Below are 19,506 nucleotides of genomic sequence, written 5' to 3'. Positions count from 1 at the left end.
CTAAAAAACCATGTACAATAGTGATGGTAAAAACAAAGAACAGGATACGGATAGGAGAGGATCTCGCTGATGAAACATTTACCTGCGCAAGACGAACAAGTGTTTAACGCCATTAAAAATGAGCGTGAACGCCAACAGACTAAGATCGAATTGATTGCTTCTGAGAACTTTGTAAGTGAAGCTGTTATGGAAGCACAAGGATCTGTTTTGACGAATAAATACGCTGAAGGATATCCGGGCAAACGCTACTATGGCGGATGTGAGTACGTCGATGTCGTTGAAGATATCGCTCGTGACCGTGCGAAGGAAATCTTTGGAGCGGAATATGTAAACGTTCAGCCGCATTCAGGTGCGCAAGCAAACATGGCAGTATACTTCACGATCTTAGAACAAGGCGATACTGTGCTTGGGATGAACCTCTCCCACGGCGGCCATTTAACACACGGAAGTCCAGTCAACTTCAGCGGTGTGCAATATAACTTTGTTGAGTACGGCGTAGATAAAGAAACGCAATATATTGATTATGATGACGTGCGTGAAAAAGCTCTCGCTCATAAGCCGAAGCTCATCGTAGCAGGAGCAAGTGCGTATCCTCGTACAATCGACTTTAAAAAATTCCGTGAAATTGCAGATGAAGTCGGCGCTTACTTCATGGTGGATATGGCGCATATCGCAGGACTTATTGCGGCGGGCCTTCATCCAAACCCGGTTCCTTACGCTGATTTTGTGACGACAACAACTCATAAAACACTTCGCGGACCTCGCGGCGGTATGATCCTTTGCCGTGAAGAGTTCGGCAAGAAAATTGATAAATCAATCTTCCCTGGCATTCAAGGCGGCCCGCTGATGCACGTGATTGCCGCAAAAGCTGTTTCATTCGGCGAAGTATTGCAGGACGATTTCAAAACATATGCACAAAACATCATTTCAAATGCGAAACGCCTGGCTGAAGCATTAACGAAAGAAGGCGTTCAGCTTGTTTCGGGCGGAACCGACAACCACCTTATCCTTGTTGACCTTCGTTCTCTCGGACTGACAGGTAAGGTTGCGGAGCACGTGCTTGATGAAATCGGCATTACGTCTAACAAAAACGCGATCCCATACGATCCTGAAAAACCATTCGTCACAAGCGGTATCCGTCTAGGTACAGCTGCTGTGACAAGCCGCGGTTTTGACGGGGACGCATTGGACGAAGTCGGTGCCATCATTGCGCTTGCATTGAAAAACCACGAAGATAAAGGAAAACTTGAAGAAGCAAGACAGCGTGTAGCTGCTCTGACTGATCAATTTCCTTTGTATCAAGAATTAGACTACTAAGACCTAAAAAACCCGCTTGGCTTTGGCCGCGGGTTTTTTGACGATGTTCTTGAAACTCCATGTCTTTTTTTGTAGAATCAATAGAAGTGTGAAATTGTCGATGTGACAATAAAAAAGGAGCTGAAACACAGTATGGGAAAGGTTTATGTATTTGATCATCCTTTAATTCAGCATAAGCTGACATATATACGGAATGAAAATACAGGTACGAAAGATTTTAGAGAGCTTGTGGACGAAGTAGCCACTCTTATGGCATTTGAAATTACCCGCGATCTTCCTTTAGAAGAAGTGGATATCAAGACACCGGTTCAGGCTGCTAAATCGAAAGTCATCTCAGGTAAAAAACTTGGAGTGGTTCCTATCCTCAGAGCGGGATTAGGAATGGTTGACGGTATCTTAAAGCTGATTCCTGCGGCAAAAGTGGGACATGTCGGCCTGTACCGCGATCCCGAAACCTTAAAACCCGTAGAATACTATGTCAAGCTTCCTTCTGACGTGGAAGAACGTGAATTCATCGTGGTGGACCCGATGCTGGCCACAGGCGGTTCTGCAGTTGAAGCCATTCACAGCCTCAAAAAGCGCGGTGCGAAACATATTCGTTTCATGTGTCTTGTGGCGGCGCCTGAAGGTGTGGAAGAATTGCAGAAGCATCATTCAGACGTGGATATTTACATTGCGGCGCTTGATGAAAAATTAAATGAAAAAGGTTATATTGTTCCAGGTCTTGGAGACGCGGGAGATCGTATGTTTGGAACAAAATAAAAGTGAAAACCCCGGAAAGGGTTTTCTTTTTTGTCCAGTTATTTGATATTCGGTCAGCTTGTATACAATTATAGGTGAAAATGTGAACATTCTGTGGAGGCGTAAATTATAAAAAGTTTTTTAACTTTAAACAGATTGACACACGTTCAGGCGCTATTGTATGCTAAACGAGGGTATTATGAGAAGGTTTTCATAGCTTTCATTATAGTCCTCATCCTCAATGTGAATCCTCTTAGAAAACCCGTGTTATGAGGATTTATTTAAGCGAATGAAACAGCATCCCTGCTAGGCTTGCGGATGAATGATTTTTTCGAACAGGCCCGTTTTGCCGGTCAAAAAAGGTCTTCTACTAGGGTTAACCGCTGATTTTTGCCGTATCTAAGATATATTATTTTTTTCATCAGGAGACAGATAATTGATGGACGATCCCAAGCTTACATTTAGCAGACAACGCAAATATATATTGTTTATTTTGGCAGTGTATGTACTGGGTTATGGTTTAACAGCGTATAAAACCGTTTTTTTAGGCCTTATTCTGGGAACTGTTTTCAGTTTGTTTAATTTTTTACTGCTCGTCAGGAGAATGAACGCTTTTGACAGAGCCATTGAGAAAGGAAAGTCCATACGATCTCTTGGGAGCGCAGCGCGGTGGTGCAATGCGATTCTTGCTGCGGCTGTTGCCTATAAAAATCCCGAGCATTTTGATATGGCAAGCACAGTTATTGGATTAATGACAATATACCCTGTCATTATGATAGATTCCTATATCCAGCTTAAACGTTCATCAATGGAAGAGAGGTGAAAACCCTTTGAATCATGAATACAGAACTATTGATTTTTTAGGTCTTACTTTTAATCTCACAAACATTCTGATGATTACTGTGGCGAGTGTGATTGTTTTATTGATTGCTATACTGACGACAAGAACGCTTTCGATCCGTCCCGGAAAAGCCCAGAATTTTATGGAATGGATTGTGGATTTCGTCCGCAATATTATTGGCAGTACAATGGATTTGAAAACAGGGGCTAACTTCTTGGCACTTGGTGTCACATTGCTGATGTACATATTTGTGTCGAATATGATGGGTCTGCCGTTCTCTATTACAATCGGCCATGAGCTCTGGTGGAAATCTCCGACAGCCGATCCTGCCATTACATTAACGTTAGCTGTGATGGTTGTTGCTTTAACACACTACTATGGTGTGAAGATGAAAGGGCTCAAGGAATATTCTAAAGACTATTTAAGACCTGTTCCATTCATGCTCCCGATGAAAATCATCGAAGAATTTGCGAATACGCTGACTCTCGGTTTGCGGCTTTATGGTAACATCTTCGCCGGTGAGATTCTTCTCGGTCTGCTTGCGGGATTAGCGACAAGCCATTATTCAGAAAGCGTGGCTCTCGGTCTTGTCGGTACAATCGGCGCAATTCTGCCAATGCTGGCATGGCAAGCATTCAGTTTATTTATAGGAGCCATCCAAGCGTTTATTTTTACAATGCTGACGATGGTGTACATGTCTCATAAAATCAGTCATGATCACTAAAACATTATATCCAAACGGATAACATTTTAAAGGAGGAACTTTTTCATGAATTTAATAGCAGCTGCGATTGCAATTGGTTTAGGCGCACTTGGTGCAGGTATTGGTAACGGTTTGATTGTTTCACGTACGGTAGAGGGGATTGCCCGTCAGCCGGAAGCAGGTAAAGAACTTAGAACACTTATGTTCATGGGTATCGCATTGGTTGAGGCCCTTCCTATTATTGCTGTCGTTATCGCATTCTTAGCGTTCTTTAGATAAGCATAAAAGCCTTATATGAACTAAAAATGGCGAAGATCATTCCAAGAGAACCTTCGCCATTGCTTTATGTCTGATAAGCACCCCGCCTTGCCGGCTGAAAAGAGACAAGTGCGGCTGCTGGATCAGCAAAGAAAAACCTGCAGAAGGGAGTTGCCGTAGTAGATGTCTCAATTACCACTTGAACTAGGACTGTCGTTTAACGGCGGAGATATCCTGTTCCAACTGTTAGCTATGTTAATCTTATTAGCGCTTCTGAAGAAATTCGCTTTAGGGCCGCTATTAAACATAATGAAACAGCGTGAAGACCACATCGCTGGAGAAATTACGTCTGCTGAAGCAAAAAATAAAGAAGCGCAGCAGCTGATTGAAGAGCAGCGCGTTCTTTTAAAAGAAGCAAGACAGGAATCCCAGACTCTTATCGAAAACGCAAAGAAACTGGGAGAAAACCAAAAAGAAGAGATTATTCAGGCTGCGCGTGCAGAATCTGAACGTCTGAAAGAAGCAGCAAGAACTGAAATCGTGAAGGAAAAAGAACAGGCGGTTTCTGCTCTCCGCGAGCAAGTAGCGTCTCTTTCTGTCATGATTGCATCGAAAGTGATCGAAAAAGAACTGGATGAACAAGCTCAAGAGAAATTGATCCAGGACTATCTTAAAGAGGTAGGAGAAAGCCGATGAGTGGATCTGCTGTCTCTAAACGATATGCGTCAGCTCTTTTTGATATTGCAAATGAGTCAGCTCAGCTGAATCAAGTTGAAGAAGAGCTAACCGTTGTCAAACAAGTATTTCAAAATGAAAAAGCGCTTAATGATGTGTTAAACCATCCGAAGGTGCCGGCTGCGAAGAAAAAAGAGCTGATTCAAAATGCATTTGGCTCCTTGTCACAGTCTGTGCTCAATACGATTTTTCTTTTGATTGACCGCCATCGTGCCGCGATCGTGCCCGAGCTCACAGATGAGTTTATCAAACTCGCAAATGATGCTCGTCAAATAGAAGATGCAACCGTATATTCAGTGAAAAAGCTGACGGATGCGGAGATTTTATCATTATCACAAGTGTTTGCAAAAAAAGCCGGAGTGGCTTCATTAAGAGTGAAAAATGAAGTGCAGACGGATTTAATAGGCGGCATTAAAGTCCGCATTGGAAACCGGATTTTTGACGGCAGCGTAAGCGGAAAGCTTCAGCGCATTGAACGTCAACTAGCCGGGGAAAATCGATAGAAGGGGTGAAACCTAAGTGAGCATCAAAGCTGAAGAGATTAGCACGCTGATAAAACAGCAAATACAAGATTATCAATCTGATATTGAAGTTCAAGACGTAGGTACAGTCATCCAAGTCGGTGACGGTATTGCTCGTGTACATGGCCTTGACAATTGTATGGCCGGTGAACTTGTCGAATTTTCAAACGGTGTTTTGGGTATGGCTCAAAACCTTGAAGAATCAAACGTAGGTATCGTCATCTTAGGACCTTTCGGTGAGATCCGTGAGGGAGACGAAGTGAAAAGAACAGGCCGCATCATGGAGGTTCCTGTCGGTGAAGAACTAATCGGCCGTATTGTGAATCCATTAGGCCAGCCTGTAGACGGACTTGGCCCGATTCTTACAAGCAAAACACGTCCGATCGAAAGCAACGCGCCAGGTGTTATGGACCGTAAATCCGTTCATGAACCGCTTCAAACTGGTATTAAAGCGATCGATGCCCTGATTCCAATCGGCCGCGGCCAGCGTGAGCTGATCATCGGTGACCGTCAAACAGGTAAAACGTCTGTTGCGATCGATTCGATTTTAAACCAAAAAGACCAAGATATGATTTGCGTATACGTAGCGATCGGTCAAAAAGAATCAACAGTCCGCGGTGTCGTAGAAACATTGCGTAAGCACGGCGCGCTTGATTATACAATCGTTGTAACGGCGTCTGCGTCACAGCCGGCACCGCTTCTGTACCTGGCTCCGTATGCAGGGGTTACAATGGCAGAAGAATTCATGTACAACGGCAAGCACGTTCTTGTGGTATACGATGATCTTTCTAAACAAGCGGCTGCTTATCGTGAGCTGTCCTTGCTTCTTCGCCGTCCGCCAGGCCGTGAAGCGTTCCCTGGGGATGTATTCTACCTTCATTCCCGTTTGCTTGAGCGTGCAGCAAAGCTTAGCGACGCGAAAGGCGCAGGATCAATTACAGCTCTGCCGTTCGTAGAAACACAAGCCGGAGATATTTCTGCTTATATTCCGACGAACGTCATTTCCATCACCGACGGACAGATATTCCTGCAATCTGATTTGTTCTTCTCAGGCGTACGTCCAGCGATCAACGCCGGGCTGTCTGTATCTCGTGTCGGCGGTTCAGCGCAGATCAAAGCGATGAAAAAAGTATCTGGAACTTTGCGTCTTGACCTTGCGTCATACCGTGAGCTGGAAGCATTCGCTCAATTCGGATCTGACCTCGATCAGGCGACTCAGGCGAAATTGAATCGCGGTGCGCGTACAGTTGAAGTGCTGAAGCAGGATCTGAACAAGCCGCTTCCGGTTGAAAAGCAAGTAGCCATTCTTTATGCGCTGACAAAAGGATATCTTGATGATATTCCTGTAGCGGATATCAGACGTTTTGAAGAAGAGTACTACATGTACCTTGACCAAAACCATAAAGAACTGCTTGATGGAATTGCGAAAACAGGAAACCTTCCTGCTGATGAAGACTTCAAAGCTGCAATCGAAGGCTTCAAACGCACATTTGCACCAAGCAACTAACTCGAATGCTGATGAGAGAAAAAGGTTCTCTTTTTCTCTCTTTTTACGCAGATGAAGAGAAAAGGTGGTGAAATCTTTGGCCTCATTACGCGATATTAAGTCAAGGATCACGTCAACGAAAAAAACGAGCCAGATTACAAAAGCTATGCAGATGGTATCTGCTGCTAAGCTGAATCGTGCTGAAAACAATGCAAAATCATTTGTACCATATATGGATAAGATCCAAGAGGTTGTGTCAAATGTCGGGAGAGTTTCCGGCAATGTGAAGCATCCGATGCTTCTCAGCAGAGAAGTGAAAAAGACGGCATATCTTGTCATTACGTCTGATCGCGGTCTTGCTGGCGCTTTTAACAGTTCGGTATTACGAAGTGCTTATCAGGCTATGCAAGAACGTCATCAATCTAAGGATGAGTATGCGGTAATCGCCATCGGAAGAGTAGGCCGTGATTTCTTTAAAAAACGTGAGGTTCCGATCATTTCCGAGTTAACAGGACTTGGTGATGAAGTAACATTCACAGAAATTAAGGATCTTGCCCGGCAAACAATCCAAATGTTTATAGATGGTGCGTTTGATGAACTGCACCTTGTGTATAACCATTTTGTCAGTGCCATTTCTCAAGAAGTAACGGAGAAAAAACTTCTGCCGTTATCTGATTTGGGCAGCGGCGGTACAAAGAGAACGGCGTCTTATGAATTTGAACCGTCTGAAGAGGAGGTTCTGGAGGTTTTGCTTCCTCAATATGCAGAAAGCTTAATCTTCGGTGCGCTTCTTGACAGTAAAGCAAGTGAGCACGCTGCGAGAATGACGGCGATGAAAAACGCGACAGACAACGCGAAGGATCTTATTGATTCACTTTCGCTTTCTTACAACCGCGCTCGCCAAGCAGCTATCACACAGGAAATTACGGAAATTGTCGGCGGAGCAGCCGCTTTAGAATAGAAAGATTTTGTCAGGAGGGATAGCGATGAAGAAAGGACGCGTTAGCCAGGTATTAGGACCGGTCGTCGACGTGCGTTTTGAAGACGGTCACTTGCCTGAAATTTATAATGCGATTAACATTTCACAGCCAGCTGGTGAAAACGAAGTAGGTATTGAATTGACGCTTGAGGTCGCTCTTCACTTAGGTGATGATACAGTCCGTACAATCGCAATGGCATCTACGGATGGCGTTCAGCGCGGAATGGAAGCTGTAGATACAGGAGCGCCAATCTCAGTACCGGTTGGTGATGTAACATTAGGCCGTGTATTTAACGTACTCGGAGAAAATATTGATTTGAATGAGCCGCTTCCTGCGGATGCGAAAAAGGATCCGATCCACAGACAGGCGCCTTCATTTGATCAGCTTTCAACAGAAGTTGAAATTCTTGAAACAGGCATTAAAGTTGTTGACTTGCTCGCTCCGTACATCAAGGGCGGTAAGATCGGATTGTTCGGCGGTGCCGGTGTAGGTAAAACCGTATTAATCCAGGAATTAATCAACAATATCGCGCAAGAGCACGGCGGTATCTCTGTATTCGCCGGTGTAGGGGAGCGTACTCGTGAAGGAAACGACCTTTTCTACGAAATGAGCGACTCTGGCGTAATCAACAAAACAGCCATGGTATTCGGACAAATGAACGAGCCGCCGGGCGCACGTATGCGTGTTGCTTTGACAGGTCTTACAATGGCTGAGCACTTCCGTGATGTACAAGGACAGGACGTACTGTTCTTTATCGATAACATTTTCCGTTTCACACAAGCGGGTTCAGAGGTTTCTGCCCTTCTTGGCCGTATGCCTTCAGCGGTTGGTTATCAGCCGACGCTTGCGACTGAAATGGGTCAGCTTCAAGAGCGTATCACGTCTACCAACGTTGGATCAGTTACATCTATCCAGGCGATCTACGTGCCTGCCGATGACTACACTGACCCGGCGCCGGCAACAACGTTCGCTCACTTGGATGCGACAACAAACCTTGAGCGTAAATTAACTGAGATGGGTATTTACCCTGCGGTTGATCCGTTGGCTTCAACATCACGCGCCCTTGCTCCTGAAATTGTCGGAGAAGAGCATTATGCGGTTGCCCGTGAAGTACAGTCTACGCTTCAGCGTTACAAAGAACTTCAAGATATCATTGCGATTCTCGGTATGGATGAATTGAGTGATGAAGACAAGCTTGTCGTTCAACGCGCACGCCGTATTCAGTTCTTCCTTTCTCAAAACTTCCACGTGGCTGAACAGTTCACTGGACAAAAAGGTTCTTACGTGCCTGTAAAAGAAACGGTTCAAGGCTTCAAAGAAATCTTAGCCGGCAAATACGACCATCTTCCTGAAGATGCGTTCCGTCTTGTAGGCCGTATCGAAGAAGTTATTGAGAAAGCAAAAGAAATGGGTGTAGAAGTTTAATCTGGTCCTAGGAGGGTAAAAGCATGAAGACCGTTAAAGTCAATATCGTTACTCCCGACGGCCCAGTATACGATGCGGATATCGAAATGGTGAGCGTGAGAGCCGAAAGCGGCGATCTCGGTATTTTGCCAGGCCATATTCCGACCGTGGCTCCTCTTACAATCGGCGCTGTCCGCCTGAAAAAAGACGGACAGACTGAATTGGTTGCCGTCAGCGGCGGGTTTGTAGAAGTCCGTCCTGAACAGGTTACCATCCTTGCTCAAGCTGCAGAGACAGCGGAAGGCATCGATCAAGAGCGCGCTGAAGCTGCACGTCAGCGGGCGCAGGAGCGTTTGAATTCTGAATCAGATGATACTGACATTCGTCGGGCTGAGCTTGCATTACAGCGGGCTTTGAACAGATTGGATGTAGCAGGGAAATAAGAAAAAAATCCTTCTCATAAGAGAAGGATTTTTTTTATGAACGCACAAGAGAATCAAACAGCGACAGAAGCGGCTGACTCTCTTTTTGCCTCATATATAAACGGTCACAGCAATTCATTGTATGCCATGATTTTCGATGTCTTCTGAAGCCCATTGTATAAGCTCCGTCTGTATACGGATAAGATTTCACTACCCATTCAGCATCTTCATGATGGGCTATCACGCAATCTATAAGGTAAACACTGATCATTTTCTCGAATTCTTCAATAGGAAGATTCCAATCAGCAAGCAAAAGCTCTTGTAAACTTTGAAAATAAAGGTTTTCAAGCTCTTCAATACTTTCTCTCGTATAAGTAAGAGAAATGTTATAAAACCGACACAATTCATTCAGTTCTTCAATCTGCGACTGTCTATAATCATAATAGAATGCAATTGCTTCCCATTCCTGTTTAAAAATTGGCAGATCATCACCGTATTGCTTTTCAGGCTGAAAAAAAGAAGGATTCACATTTGCCAGCTCCTTTCCAGTAAAGTATATCATGTAAAAGAATCGTACTTTAAGCGGGGATTAGCCCTAGATTTGGATGATTATTCCGTTCGATCTAAAAGTATCATCTTTATCGTTACTTCTTATATAATAAGAAAGGGTATAAATGCGAGAAAGGATAAAAGGAGGCGATGAGATGAGTGTATTGGGACAGCAGGCTGCAATTGGTATTGTCGTTCATCTGATTTTTATAGCGGTGACTTGGTGGGCGCTCCAAGCCGTCAATATCGATCCGTTAATTAAAAAAGGAAAAGTCATACAGGCGAGACTCCTGATGATTTTACTGACAATCGCCATTGGAACGGCCGTTGCGAATTTCTTTTTAGATTACCTTAATTATTCACAGCAGCTTCCCTACCTGTTTTAATAGTTTTGTATTCTATCATTACGGGAATGGTTGGGGAGCGGGTTGTAGTATAGAGCTCGAGTTTTGACGAAGATTTTTACGTATGGCGCCTCTTGCCTCCGGTAAAACTGGGGATAAGGGGGAGAGATGAATATGAAGAAAAAACAAGTAAGCCATGCTATTATCATTTCTGTCATGCTTAGCTTTGTTATAGCTGTTTTCCATACCATCCATGCGAGTGAGTTAACACCGTTAGCGCAAATAGCAGGGGGAATGGAACGCCAAGGTGTGTCAATAGATAAGTGGACATTGCATGCAAAACAAAACTTGTCGCTGAGCGAAAAAGAATTTTATCAAAAAGTGCAACGTTTAAAATCAAAGTATCGTCAATATGATTGGGCGATTGCCCAGGAAGATAAAATTGTAAAGGCGATTGGCACATATCATGACAAAAAAAATCGCACTTCTTTTAAACTGCAGCTTGTCACAACCCTCAAAAAACACAACCCAACTTCGTATTTATTATATGAGCAAATGAGTCTTGAGATACCGATGAGCTGGAATGATACATATGAACAGTTTGAACGGGAGACACTCGGGATATTCCAAGAAAAAGTAGTTATTTTTACTTGTCTAAATGGTCATTTAAATGATAATATGAATATTGTTTTGCAAAAAAAAGCAAGTCAGTTATCAAACGAATTTCAAGCAAGATCTGTAGAACATGTAGTTGAGCCAAATTTCGTTTCTATTTCTGCGTTGACAGATGAGTGGGAAGAGTCGATCATGACTTCGAGACATAAAATGAATTTGCAAATTGCACTTAGAAGTGCAGGAATGGGCGAAAAACATACCGTTACGGTTGGCACACCGATCGTTACGACTGAATATTAATATAGAGAATTTAGGGACGCGGAGGGGAATACCTTGGAAAAAATCATCGTCCGCGGCGGTCAAAAGTTAAACGGCACAGTCAAAGTTGAAGGCGCTAAAAATGCCGTTTTACCTGTTATCGCTGCAGCTTTATTAGCAAGTGAAGAAAAAAGCGTAATTTGTGATGTACCTACGCTCTCCGATGTATATACAATTAACGAAGTGTTGCGTCATTTAGGAGCAGATGTGCATTTTGAGAATAATGAAGTGACTGTAAATGCTTCATACGCTTTGCAAACTGAAGCACCTTTTGAATATGTGCGTAAAATGCGTGCGTCTGTGCTTGTCATGGGGCCGCTTCTTGCGCGTACAGGTCATGCAAGAGTTGCGCTTCCAGGCGGATGCGCAATTGGTTCCAGACCGATTGATCAGCATTTAAAAGGTTTTGAAGCAATGGGCGCAGAAATCAAAGTCGGCAATGGCTTCATCGAAGCTGAAGTAAAAGGCCGTCTGCAAGGCGCAAAAATCTATCTGGACTTCCCGAGTGTAGGAGCTACAGAGAACCTTATTATGGCAGCAGCTCTAGCTGAGGGAACCACAACGCTGGAGAACGTGGCGAAAGAACCCGAAATCGTTGACTTAGCGAACTATATCAACGGAATGGGCGGAAAAATCCGCGGAGCTGGCACCGGCACCATCAAAATTGAAGGAGTCGAAAAGCTTCACGGTGTAAAACATCATATTATTCCTGATCGCATTGAAGCGGGCACATTTATGGTTGCCGCTGCAATCACTGAAGGAAACGTATTAGTTAAAGGTGCGGTTCCTGAACACCTCACTTCTTTAATTGCCAAAATGGAAGAAATGGGTGTAACGATTAAGGATGAAGGTGAAGGCCTGCGTGTCATCGGTCCGAAAGAACTCAAACCGATCGACATTAAAACAATGCCTCACCCAGGCTTCCCGACTGATATGCAGTCACAAATGATGGCGCTTTTGCTTCGTGCAAGCGGCACAAGCATGATTACAGAAACCGTTTTTGAAAACCGTTTTATGCATGCGGAAGAATTCCGTCGTATGAATGGTGATATCAAGATTGAAGGTCGTTCTGTCATCATTAATGGTCCTGTACAGCTTCAGGGAGCTGAAGTTGCAGCGACTGACTTGCGTGCAGGTGCAGCGCTGATTCTTGCGGGGTTAGTAGCTGAAGGTCATACACGTGTTACTGAACTGAAGCACTTAGACCGCGGTTACGTTGACTTCCATCAGAAGCTTGCAGCTATTGGCGCAGACATCGAACGTGTAAATGATGAGTCTGCTTCTGAGCAAGAGAACAAAGAAGTTGTTTCTGACTTAAACGCATAAAGGATGTAAAAAGCAGTGTGTCAATCTGACATACTGCTTTTTTATTTTTTTGTACTATCATCATTATGCGCAATGCAACAAAAAAGAATACGTAAATAACAAATAAAGTTTCTGTCCAAAACGAGAGTCATATTAGCATGTCCCTGCCCATAGACTAGACTAGAGTCGAATCCCGAGCAGGAGGCAGCTGAATATGAAACAATTCGTAATCACACTATCTGTACTATGTGCTTTGATTCTCTTAGTACCCACGCTTTTGGTCATTCCGTACCAGCATAATAAAGAAGCGGGGGCCGCTGTAGAATCAAGTAAAGCAGCAATCAGGACGAAACCAGTATCAAAAGGAACGGCAACATTGAAGGCGTCGCCTGTTTCTATTCCCGTCTATCGAACCGCAAAACAATCCGTAGAAGAGATTCCGCTTGAAGAGTATGTCATTGGAGTCGTTGCCTCTGAAATGCCGGCAACCTTTAAACCTGAAGCGCTGAAAGCCCAAGCTCTCGCCGCCAGAACGTTCATCGTCAGACTGATGGTGTCGAATTCAGCAGTAGAGGCTCCTAAAGGATCGCTGGTGGATGATACACAGATGTTCCAAGTGTATAAAAGCAAAGCAGAGCTAAAAAAACAGTGGGGCTCCAGCTATGAAGCAAAATTGAAGAAGATCACAGATGCGGTAGCCAGCACGCAAGGCAAAATCTTAACGTACAATAACCAGCCGATTGAAGCTGCCTTTTTCTCTACAAGCAATGGCTACACAGAGAATGCAGAAGCCTATTGGACAAGTGTCATCCCGTATTTGAAAAGCGTCAAAAGCTCATGGGATAAAAAGTCCCCGAAATTTAAGGCCACGAAAACTTTCACAGCAACAGAATTTGAGCAAAAACTTGGCGTCAAACTGGATGGAGCCAGTGCAGTCGGACAGATCACCGGAGAGACACCGGGCCGTCAGGTTGCAACAGCCATCATTAACGGCAAGACGCTGAAAGGAAGAGACATACGTGAAAAGCTGGGTCTCAATTCAGCGGACTTTGAATGGAAGCGAAGCGGAGATACCATCACTGTCACGACAAAAGGATTCGGACACGGTGTGGGCATGAGCCAATATGGTGCGAATTTTATGGCGCAAGAAGGCAAAACGGTTGATCAAATTGTGAAGTACTATTACAAAGGCACACAAATATCTGACGCAAACTCATTTTTGAATAAATATATGGCGAAGAAATAAGCAGAGACGCTCAATGAAGCGTCTTTTTTCTGTTATGAGTATCTTTGGTCTTAGGACGAATGAAACCATTTAGATAAGCTCCTGACAGTCTTAATGATGATAAAGGGAATTGATCCTTTTTTCCTGTGGTAAAGTAATCCACATATTGCGACAGACTTCGACAGACTCATATAACGAAAGCCGAAAGACCGGCAATCTTCTTTTTTCATGATAGTGTTAGGTGCAAATCACTAATAAAACCAAGATTTCTATGCAAAAGTAAACAACAGCAATGGGGAAGGCCGCCCTATTTCATTCTCTGTTTTTGTCGATTACGATTAATTATGTTCAGCGTTGAACAACTGCGCGTAGAAACAAACTTGTAAATGTAAAGGGGTAAGGATATGAAAAAAAGATTTTCATTGATCATGATGACAGGCTTGTTATTCGGATTAGCTTCACCTGCTTTTGCGGCTGAAAAGAAAGAATCGGAGGCTGAAGCTCCGGCAAATGTTGCAGTCTTGCTTGATGCCAGCGGAAGTATGGCGAAAAGAATAGACGGTGTATCTAAATTTAATTCAGCTAAAGAAGAAATTTCTAATTTTGCAAGCTCGCTGCCGGAAGGAACTCAGGTGAAAATGAGTGTATTTGGTTCAGAAGGAAACAATAAAAATTCCGGAAAAGTTCAGTCATGTGAAGCGATCCGTAACGTATACGGCTTCCAAAGCTTTAACGAGCAAAGCTTCCTCAATTCTCTTAATACAATTGGACCGACTGGCTGGACGCCGATTGCCAAAGCGCTGAATGAGGCGAAATCTTCTTTTGATCAGCTTGATACAGAAGGGGAAAAAGTAGTCTACCTGCTGACAGATGGTGAGGAAACGTGCGGAGGAAACCCGATTAAAACAGCAGAAGAACTGCAAAAAGACAATATCACTGTTAATGTGATCGGTTTTGATTATAAAGAGGGCTATAAAGGCCAGCTGAACGCAATTGCAAAAGTAGGCGGCGGTGAATACTTCCCGGCTTATACGCAAGAAGATGTTGAGAAAATCTTCACGCAGCAATCCCTAATGTTATCTAAATAAGAAAAAAGAGGGCTGATAGTGATCAGCCTCTTTTTTTGTATGTGAAAAGTAGCTTTCTGCCTGTAGCATAGTAGCAGATTTTCGTTTCTCTGTCATAATCAAGACGAAAAAAGAATGAATGATGTCTCAGTTTATATATGTTTTCTGGGCGAAAAAGGCTAAAAATCACCGGCACTCAAGCGATGGTGAATAGAGGGGGAAGCAGCACAAAAGGCAGCTTGCCCTATATCTTTTTTCATTTTCGTATTCTAGCATAAAGAGGAATCCAACTGATATAGTTGGAAAATAAGTTAAAGAAAGGAAGATTAATATGAAAAAATTTCTGGCTGCCGGTCTCATTGGATTGCTGACTGTCTCCTTTGCATTCCCGTCATTTGCCGCTGAGAAACAAGCTGACACAAATGTTGCTGTTTTATTTGATGGAAGTGGAAGTATGAATCAAAAAACAGGGGGGGAGCGCAAAATAGACATTGCCAAAAAATCAGTAACGTCATTTGCTGATCTGCTTCCCGAGAATACAAATCTTATGCTTCGGGTTTTCGGACATGCAGGGAATAATAAGCTGTCCGGCAAAGCTCTCTCATGCAGCACGACAGAAACCATTTATGCTCTTCATCCATATGAAGGGTCGCTGTTTGACAATTCATTGAGTGCGATCAAGCCGACTGGCTGGACACCGATTGCTAAAGCCCTTGCAGATACAAGAAAAGAATTTGAATCATTTGATGCTGATGGAAAAAACGTAGTGTACGTCATCACTGATGGTGAAGAAACATGCGGCGGAGACCCTGCAGCGGAAATTGAAAAGCTTCGTGAATCTAATGTAGAAACCATTGTTAACATCATTGGTTTCAACTTTGATATGAAAGGAAATGAAAAAATGAAACAGGCGGCTGTTGCTGGCGGCGGTGAATATATTTCAGCGGACAGCGCGGATGAGTTTGAACAGACTTGGGAAAAAGAAGCACAGAAGTTTAATGAGTAACGATTTTTAAAGGCGCTCTCCAGGCGCCTTTTTTCTTTGGTTTAAAAGCAGCCTGAGTGGGAATGATACCCTTTAAAAGGGGTTGAACATATGAAATTATTAGGAGTGCTTTTTCTTATTGCCGCCGTGGCGTTCGTATTGCTCGGTGTTTTTCTGAAACTGGCAGCCTTCTTTTTTGTCAGCATTCTCACATTAGTTGCAGCTATTGTGCTGTTTGTGGTCTTGAAAAAGAATCAGCAGCACAATCAAACATAGAGCCCTCTATACAGAGGGCTCTCAGCGTATCAAGGAACCGGCGGCTAAATGTTTAGGCGCCGTTCCTTGATACGCTGTTATCACATCCTGTGAAAGCCCTTTATATAAAGGGCTATTTGTATGTATCATAATTCGACAAAATCCGTGGATTATGAAAAAATATAATGGCAGGAACATTGTGGAGGGGAAGAGAAGTTGAACGATAAAGTAACTGCGGTTAGGGATGTATGGCGCTATGAACAAGGGGAAATCAGCAAAGTAGAAGACCAAATGGTGACAGAATACCCTTTGACAGTGATACTGAACGGAAGTGAATTTGTGACGCTCGTTTGTACGCCGGAGCATATCAAAGAGCTTGTCATCGGATTTCTAGCATCTGAGGGTGTAATTCGATTTCAAAAAGAGATTAAAAGGTTTACAATAGATGAAAGTCTCGGGTTTGTTTATGTCGATCTCGTTCATCCGGAGACATTAGATCAAAAGGATTATACGAAACGGGTGATCGGCTCATGCTGCGGAAAGGGCCGCCATTTTTATTTTCAGCAGGATGTCAAAACCGCTAAAACGGCTGTCAGCCAAATCAAGGTATCACCTGAAGCATGTCTAGCGCTTATGAAAGACATGCAGCAAGGGAGCGGAACATTTCAAGATACGGGAGGCGTCCACAATGCGGCGCTTTGCGACACAGAAAAGCTGCTGTTGATGCGCACAGATATCGGCAGGCACAACGCGCTTGATAAATTATACGGCCACTGTCTTCTGAACGGGATGTCCGTCCGTGACAAACTGATTGTATTTAGCGGCAGAATCTCATCAGAAGTTCTGTTGAAAGCGGCAAAAATCGGCGTGTCGATCGTCATTTCCAAATCGGCGCCGACAGAGCTTGCGATTCAAATGGCGGAGGAATTAAATATCACAGCGATCGGATTTGTCAGAAACGAATCATTTAATGTATATACACATCCCGAGAGAATCAGGGGATAGGAAGGGGCTGTAGCTATGGTTACAGAATCGCATCAGATGCTGGATAAGAGGAACAGACCGCTGAGAGACCTTCGTATTTCTGTTACAGACCGTTGCAACTTCCGATGCACGTACTGTATGCCTGCGGAATTATTCGGCCCGGATTATCCTTTCTTAAAGAAAGAGGAGCTGCTTTCGTTTGAGGAGATGGAGCGGCTTGCGACACTGTTTGTCACAAAATTCGGCGTTGAAAAAATCCGTTTAACAGGCGGAGAGCCTCTCATGAGAAAGGATATGCCGGAATTAATCAAAAAACTCGCCCGCATTCCGGGTGTACGTGATATTGCCATGACAACAAACGGATCATTGCTGCCTGTTTATGCGGAAAGGCTCAAGGAAGCCGGTCTGAAAAGGGTCACGATCAGCCTCGATTCCTTAGAGGACGAGCGTTTTAAAAAGATAAACGGACGCGGAGTTTCGGTCAGCAAGGTGCTGGAAGGCATTGAAGCGGCGAAGCAAGCGGGGCTCGGTGTGAAGATCAACATGGTCGTCCAAAAGGGCGTCAATGAAAAAGATATACTGCCTATGGCCCGTTATTTTAAGGAAAAAGGGCATATTCTGAGATTCATTGAATTTATGGATGTAGGAAACACCAATCAATGGGAAAAGAAAGATGTCATGACTAAGGCGGAAATCATTGAATTGATCAATGAACACATGCCGGTTGAACAGATAGCGCCGAATTATAAAGGTGAAGTGGCTTCCAGATTCCGCTACTTAGACGGATCTGGAGAAATCGGCGTCATATCGTCTGTATCCGATGCGTTCTGCGGATCGTGCAACAGGGCCCGCTTATCTGCGAGAGGGGAGCTGTTTACCTGCTTATTCGCCTCAAGCGGATATGACCTCAGAGGACCGGTTCGGCAAGAATTAAGCGATGACGAATTATCAGAAATGATCGGCACCGTATGGAAAAACCGGATTGATCAGTATTCAGTCGACCGTACGCTGTCAAAAGCATCGGACAAAAAGAAAGTGGAAATGTCTTATATCGGCGGTTAAATGTAAAAAGCTTATCGGCACTTTCCGGTAAGCTTTTTTTATAGACATTAAAGTGCAAAAAATACTTACAAAAACCGAAGTATATAAAGATAGGCAAAAGGAAGGAATCATTGTAAGAAAATTTTAATTCCAAAGCCATACATTATGATAAAATATAACCAATTAGAAAATAGAAAGGGTTGGAGGGGCATGGCCGCGTACGAAATCCCGTCATCTCAAGTAGGAGTGAAAATCAATAAGTGGTATAAGCGCATTTTAGCATTTCAAGTGGCTGATGCCGTTAAGCTGAAGGAAGAGATTGATCAAGACATAGAACAGATGGAAGAGGACCAGTTGCTTCTCTTGTATTATCAGCTCATCAGTTATCGGCACCAAATCATGCTGGATTATGTAAAGCCTGACCTGCACGAGGAATCCCAGCTTCAATATCGTGAATTGATTAAAACGCTGGAAAGCAATCAGAACAGCATTTCAGGATTATCTGAGTACTATTTTCACTTGTTCAGAGGAATGTACGAATTTGAACAAAACAATTACATCTCGGCCATATCCTTTTATCGAAAAGCTGAGAAGATGCTCGCTTTTGTAGAAGATGAAATTGAAAGAGCGGAATTTCACTTCAAAGTCGCGGAAGTTTTTTATATCATGAAGCAAACGCATTTTTCTATGAACCATGCCGTACAGGCGCTTGAGACGTACAAGGCTCACGATTTTTACAGAGTTAGAAGAATTCAATGTCATTTCGTCATATCAGGAAACTACATTGACTATAGAAACTATGAAAAAGCGCTTGTACATTTGAATGACGCGTATCGCCTTGCCTTATTGGAAGGACAGCCTCGGTTGATCGGAGCAGCCCTCTATAATATCGGGAATGGCTATGATGACAAAGGAGACCTGGATCAAGCTGCGGAATACTTTGAAAAAGCACTCCCTGTCTTTGAAGAGCATCAGCTGGAACAGCTCCCCAAAGCACTCTTCAGCCTGACTCGCGTTCTTTTCAAAAAGCAAGATATCAAAGCTGCGATGCATTACTATGAAAAAGGGATTGCTATTGCACAAAAGCGAAATGACTTTTTCAGTTTGGCGAAATATAAATTTTTGCAGGCCTTATATGTGGAGTCTGTCAATATGGATATGATTCAAGAAGTGTTCCACTATATGGAAGAAAAAGGGCTTTTCGTATATATTGAAGAATTCGCTTTGGATGCTGCCTCCTACCTCAGTCATCATGAACACTACAAAGAAGCGGTGTATTTTTATGAAAAAGCGGACAGCATGAGAAAGATGATCCAAAGGAATGACTGTTTATATCAAGTGTGAAATAAAACCATCTGCTGGCAGATGGTTTTTTTTTATACAAAAAAAGGTGAGCATCGGAACGTTTAT

The 19,506-nt window shown here is 43.5% G+C and carries 22 protein-coding genes; 21 read left to right on the top strand and 1 reads right to left on the bottom strand.

Features of this window, described 5'->3' with window-relative positions; translation table 11 throughout:
* Positions 1-69 precede the first annotated feature (69 nt).
* The 11 genes from glyA (at position 70) to AAGG74_RS12585 (ending at position 9,429) form a co-directional block, all read left to right on the top strand.
* On the top strand, positions 70-1,317 hold the full coding sequence (gene glyA, locus AAGG74_RS12635; protein WP_429675708.1) for a serine hydroxymethyltransferase: 1,248 nt from the start codon (positions 70-72) through the stop codon (positions 1,315-1,317).
* A 132-nt stretch (positions 1,318-1,449) separates the two neighbouring features.
* A complete protein-coding gene (upp, locus tag AAGG74_RS12630) occupies positions 1,450-2,079 on the top strand; it encodes a uracil phosphoribosyltransferase (RefSeq protein WP_024713806.1) in 630 nt (209 codons plus the stop codon).
* Between the two features lie 418 nt (positions 2,080-2,497).
* Positions 2,498-2,881, top strand: coding sequence for an ATP synthase subunit I (gene atpI / locus AAGG74_RS12625; RefSeq protein WP_162103848.1), 384 nt, complete (start codon positions 2,498-2,500; stop codon positions 2,879-2,881).
* 7 nt (positions 2,882-2,888) lie between these two features.
* On the top strand, positions 2,889-3,623 hold the full coding sequence (gene atpB, locus AAGG74_RS12620) for a F0F1 ATP synthase subunit A (RefSeq protein WP_162103849.1): 735 nt from the start codon (positions 2,889-2,891) through the stop codon (positions 3,621-3,623).
* 45 nt (positions 3,624-3,668) lie between these two features.
* Complete coding sequence (atpE, locus tag AAGG74_RS12615; protein ID WP_044159733.1) at positions 3,669-3,881, top strand: F0F1 ATP synthase subunit C; 213 nt, start codon at positions 3,669-3,671, stop codon at positions 3,879-3,881.
* 162 nt (positions 3,882-4,043) lie between these two features.
* Positions 4,044-4,556, top strand: coding sequence for a F0F1 ATP synthase subunit B (gene atpF, locus AAGG74_RS12610; RefSeq protein WP_162103850.1), 513 nt, complete (start codon positions 4,044-4,046; stop codon positions 4,554-4,556).
* Positions 4,553-5,098 (top strand): F0F1 ATP synthase subunit delta, encoded by a 546-nt coding sequence (locus AAGG74_RS12605; protein WP_162103851.1) that lies wholly within the window; start codon positions 4,553-4,555, stop codon positions 5,096-5,098. Before atpF ends, AAGG74_RS12605 begins: the two co-directional genes overlap by 4 nt.
* 16 nt (positions 5,099-5,114) lie before the next feature.
* Positions 5,115-6,623, top strand: a complete 1,509-nt coding sequence (gene atpA / locus AAGG74_RS12600) for a F0F1 ATP synthase subunit alpha (protein ID WP_162103852.1) — start codon at positions 5,115-5,117, stop codon at positions 6,621-6,623.
* Positions 6,624-6,699: 76 nt separating this feature from the next.
* Entirely contained in the window at positions 6,700-7,563 is an 864-nt protein-coding gene (atpG, locus tag AAGG74_RS12595; protein WP_429675707.1) for an ATP synthase F1 subunit gamma, read from the top strand.
* 25 nt (positions 7,564-7,588) lie between these two features.
* A complete protein-coding gene (gene atpD, locus AAGG74_RS12590; protein WP_162103854.1) occupies positions 7,589-9,007 on the top strand; it encodes a F0F1 ATP synthase subunit beta in 1,419 nt (472 codons plus the stop codon).
* Between the two features lie 23 nt (positions 9,008-9,030).
* A complete protein-coding gene (locus AAGG74_RS12585) occupies positions 9,031-9,429 on the top strand; it encodes a F0F1 ATP synthase subunit epsilon (protein ID WP_162103855.1) in 399 nt (132 codons plus the stop codon).
* 34 nt (positions 9,430-9,463) lie between these two features.
* Here AAGG74_RS12585 and AAGG74_RS12580 read toward each other — a convergent pair whose 3' ends face one another.
* The gene (locus AAGG74_RS12580) at positions 9,464-9,937 is read right to left on the bottom strand and encodes a hypothetical protein (RefSeq protein WP_162103856.1); all 474 of its coding nucleotides are present in this window, start codon (positions 9,935-9,937) and stop codon (positions 9,464-9,466) included.
* Between the two features lie 175 nt (positions 9,938-10,112).
* Between AAGG74_RS12580 and AAGG74_RS12575 the strand changes: the two genes are divergently transcribed.
* From AAGG74_RS12575 to AAGG74_RS12530, 10 genes are all read left to right on the top strand, one after another.
* Complete coding sequence (locus AAGG74_RS12575; protein WP_162103857.1) at positions 10,113-10,343, top strand: DUF1146 family protein; 231 nt, start codon at positions 10,113-10,115, stop codon at positions 10,341-10,343.
* Positions 10,344-10,475: 132 nt separating this feature from the next.
* Positions 10,476-11,216: a YwmB family TATA-box binding protein gene (locus tag AAGG74_RS12570; protein ID WP_429675705.1), complete on the top strand. Its 741-nt coding sequence runs from the start codon at positions 10,476-10,478 to the stop codon at positions 11,214-11,216.
* A 33-nt stretch (positions 11,217-11,249) separates the two neighbouring features.
* Complete coding sequence (gene murA, locus AAGG74_RS12565; RefSeq protein ID WP_162103859.1) at positions 11,250-12,560, top strand: UDP-N-acetylglucosamine 1-carboxyvinyltransferase; 1,311 nt, start codon at positions 11,250-11,252, stop codon at positions 12,558-12,560.
* Between the two features lie 193 nt (positions 12,561-12,753).
* Positions 12,754-13,785 (top strand): stage II sporulation protein D, encoded by a 1,032-nt coding sequence (gene spoIID, locus AAGG74_RS12560; RefSeq protein ID WP_162103860.1) that lies wholly within the window; start codon positions 12,754-12,756, stop codon positions 13,783-13,785.
* A gap of 383 nt (positions 13,786-14,168) precedes the next feature.
* The gene (locus tag AAGG74_RS12555; protein ID WP_162103861.1) at positions 14,169-14,852 is read left to right on the top strand and encodes a vWA domain-containing protein; all 684 of its coding nucleotides are present in this window, start codon (positions 14,169-14,171) and stop codon (positions 14,850-14,852) included.
* Positions 14,853-15,162: 310 nt separating this feature from the next.
* Positions 15,163-15,837 carry a vWA domain-containing protein gene (locus tag AAGG74_RS12550; RefSeq protein ID WP_429675702.1) on the top strand — a complete coding sequence of 225 codons (675 nt, stop codon included), beginning with the start codon at positions 15,163-15,165 and terminating at the stop codon, positions 15,835-15,837.
* A 90-nt stretch (positions 15,838-15,927) separates the two neighbouring features.
* Positions 15,928-16,092, top strand: a complete 165-nt coding sequence (locus AAGG74_RS12545) for a hypothetical protein (RefSeq protein ID WP_162103863.1) — start codon at positions 15,928-15,930, stop codon at positions 16,090-16,092.
* Positions 16,093-16,287: 195 nt separating this feature from the next.
* Positions 16,288-17,076 (top strand): formate dehydrogenase accessory sulfurtransferase FdhD, encoded by a 789-nt coding sequence (fdhD, locus tag AAGG74_RS12540; protein WP_162103864.1) that lies wholly within the window; start codon positions 16,288-16,290, stop codon positions 17,074-17,076.
* A 15-nt stretch (positions 17,077-17,091) separates the two neighbouring features.
* Positions 17,092-18,117 carry a GTP 3',8-cyclase MoaA gene (moaA, locus tag AAGG74_RS12535; protein WP_429675699.1) on the top strand — a complete coding sequence of 342 codons (1,026 nt, stop codon included), beginning with the start codon at positions 17,092-17,094 and terminating at the stop codon, positions 18,115-18,117.
* A 189-nt stretch (positions 18,118-18,306) separates the two neighbouring features.
* Positions 18,307-19,440, top strand: coding sequence for a response regulator aspartate phosphatase (locus AAGG74_RS12530; protein WP_429675698.1), 1,134 nt, complete (start codon positions 18,307-18,309; stop codon positions 19,438-19,440).
* Positions 19,441-19,506 lie beyond the last annotated feature (66 nt).

Source organism: Bacillus mexicanus, assembly GCF_050445615.1.
Classification (GTDB): Bacteria; Bacillota; Bacilli; order Bacillales; family Bacillaceae; genus Bacillus; species Bacillus mexicanus.
This window is presented reverse-complemented; position numbering and strand designations above follow the sequence as displayed.

What these genes read in the sequence shown, in the direction of transcription:
- AAGG74_RS12530 (WP_429675698.1), top strand. Translation starts at nt 18,307, where the DNA reads ATGGCCGCGTACGAAATCCCGTCATCTCAAGTAGGAGTGAAAATCAAT.
- AAGG74_RS12605 (WP_162103851.1), top strand. Translation starts at nt 4,553, where the DNA reads ATGAGTGGATCTGCTGTCTCTAAACGATATGCGTCAGCTCTTTTTGAT.
- spoIID (WP_162103860.1), top strand. Translation starts at nt 12,754, where the DNA reads ATGAAACAATTCGTAATCACACTATCTGTACTATGTGCTTTGATTCTC.
- AAGG74_RS12550 (WP_429675702.1), top strand. Translation starts at nt 15,163, where the DNA reads ATGAAAAAATTTCTGGCTGCCGGTCTCATTGGATTGCTGACTGTCTCC.
- AAGG74_RS12555 (WP_162103861.1), top strand. Translation starts at nt 14,169, where the DNA reads ATGAAAAAAAGATTTTCATTGATCATGATGACAGGCTTGTTATTCGGA.
- atpF (WP_162103850.1), top strand. Translation starts at nt 4,044, where the DNA reads ATGTCTCAATTACCACTTGAACTAGGACTGTCGTTTAACGGCGGAGAT.
- atpD (WP_162103854.1), top strand. Translation starts at nt 7,589, where the DNA reads ATGAAGAAAGGACGCGTTAGCCAGGTATTAGGACCGGTCGTCGACGTG.
- AAGG74_RS12575 (WP_162103857.1), top strand. Translation starts at nt 10,113, where the DNA reads ATGAGTGTATTGGGACAGCAGGCTGCAATTGGTATTGTCGTTCATCTG.
- upp (WP_024713806.1), top strand. Translation starts at nt 1,450, where the DNA reads ATGGGAAAGGTTTATGTATTTGATCATCCTTTAATTCAGCATAAGCTG.
- AAGG74_RS12570 (WP_429675705.1), top strand. Translation starts at nt 10,476, where the DNA reads ATGAAGAAAAAACAAGTAAGCCATGCTATTATCATTTCTGTCATGCTT.
- atpI (WP_162103848.1), top strand. Translation starts at nt 2,498, where the DNA reads ATGGACGATCCCAAGCTTACATTTAGCAGACAACGCAAATATATATTG.
- atpE (WP_044159733.1), top strand. Translation starts at nt 3,669, where the DNA reads ATGAATTTAATAGCAGCTGCGATTGCAATTGGTTTAGGCGCACTTGGT.
- glyA (WP_429675708.1), top strand. Translation starts at nt 70, where the DNA reads ATGAAACATTTACCTGCGCAAGACGAACAAGTGTTTAACGCCATTAAA.
- AAGG74_RS12585 (WP_162103855.1), top strand. Translation starts at nt 9,031, where the DNA reads ATGAAGACCGTTAAAGTCAATATCGTTACTCCCGACGGCCCAGTATAC.
- moaA (WP_429675699.1), top strand. Translation starts at nt 17,092, where the DNA reads ATGGTTACAGAATCGCATCAGATGCTGGATAAGAGGAACAGACCGCTG.
- AAGG74_RS12545 (WP_162103863.1), top strand. Translation starts at nt 15,928, where the DNA reads ATGAAATTATTAGGAGTGCTTTTTCTTATTGCCGCCGTGGCGTTCGTA.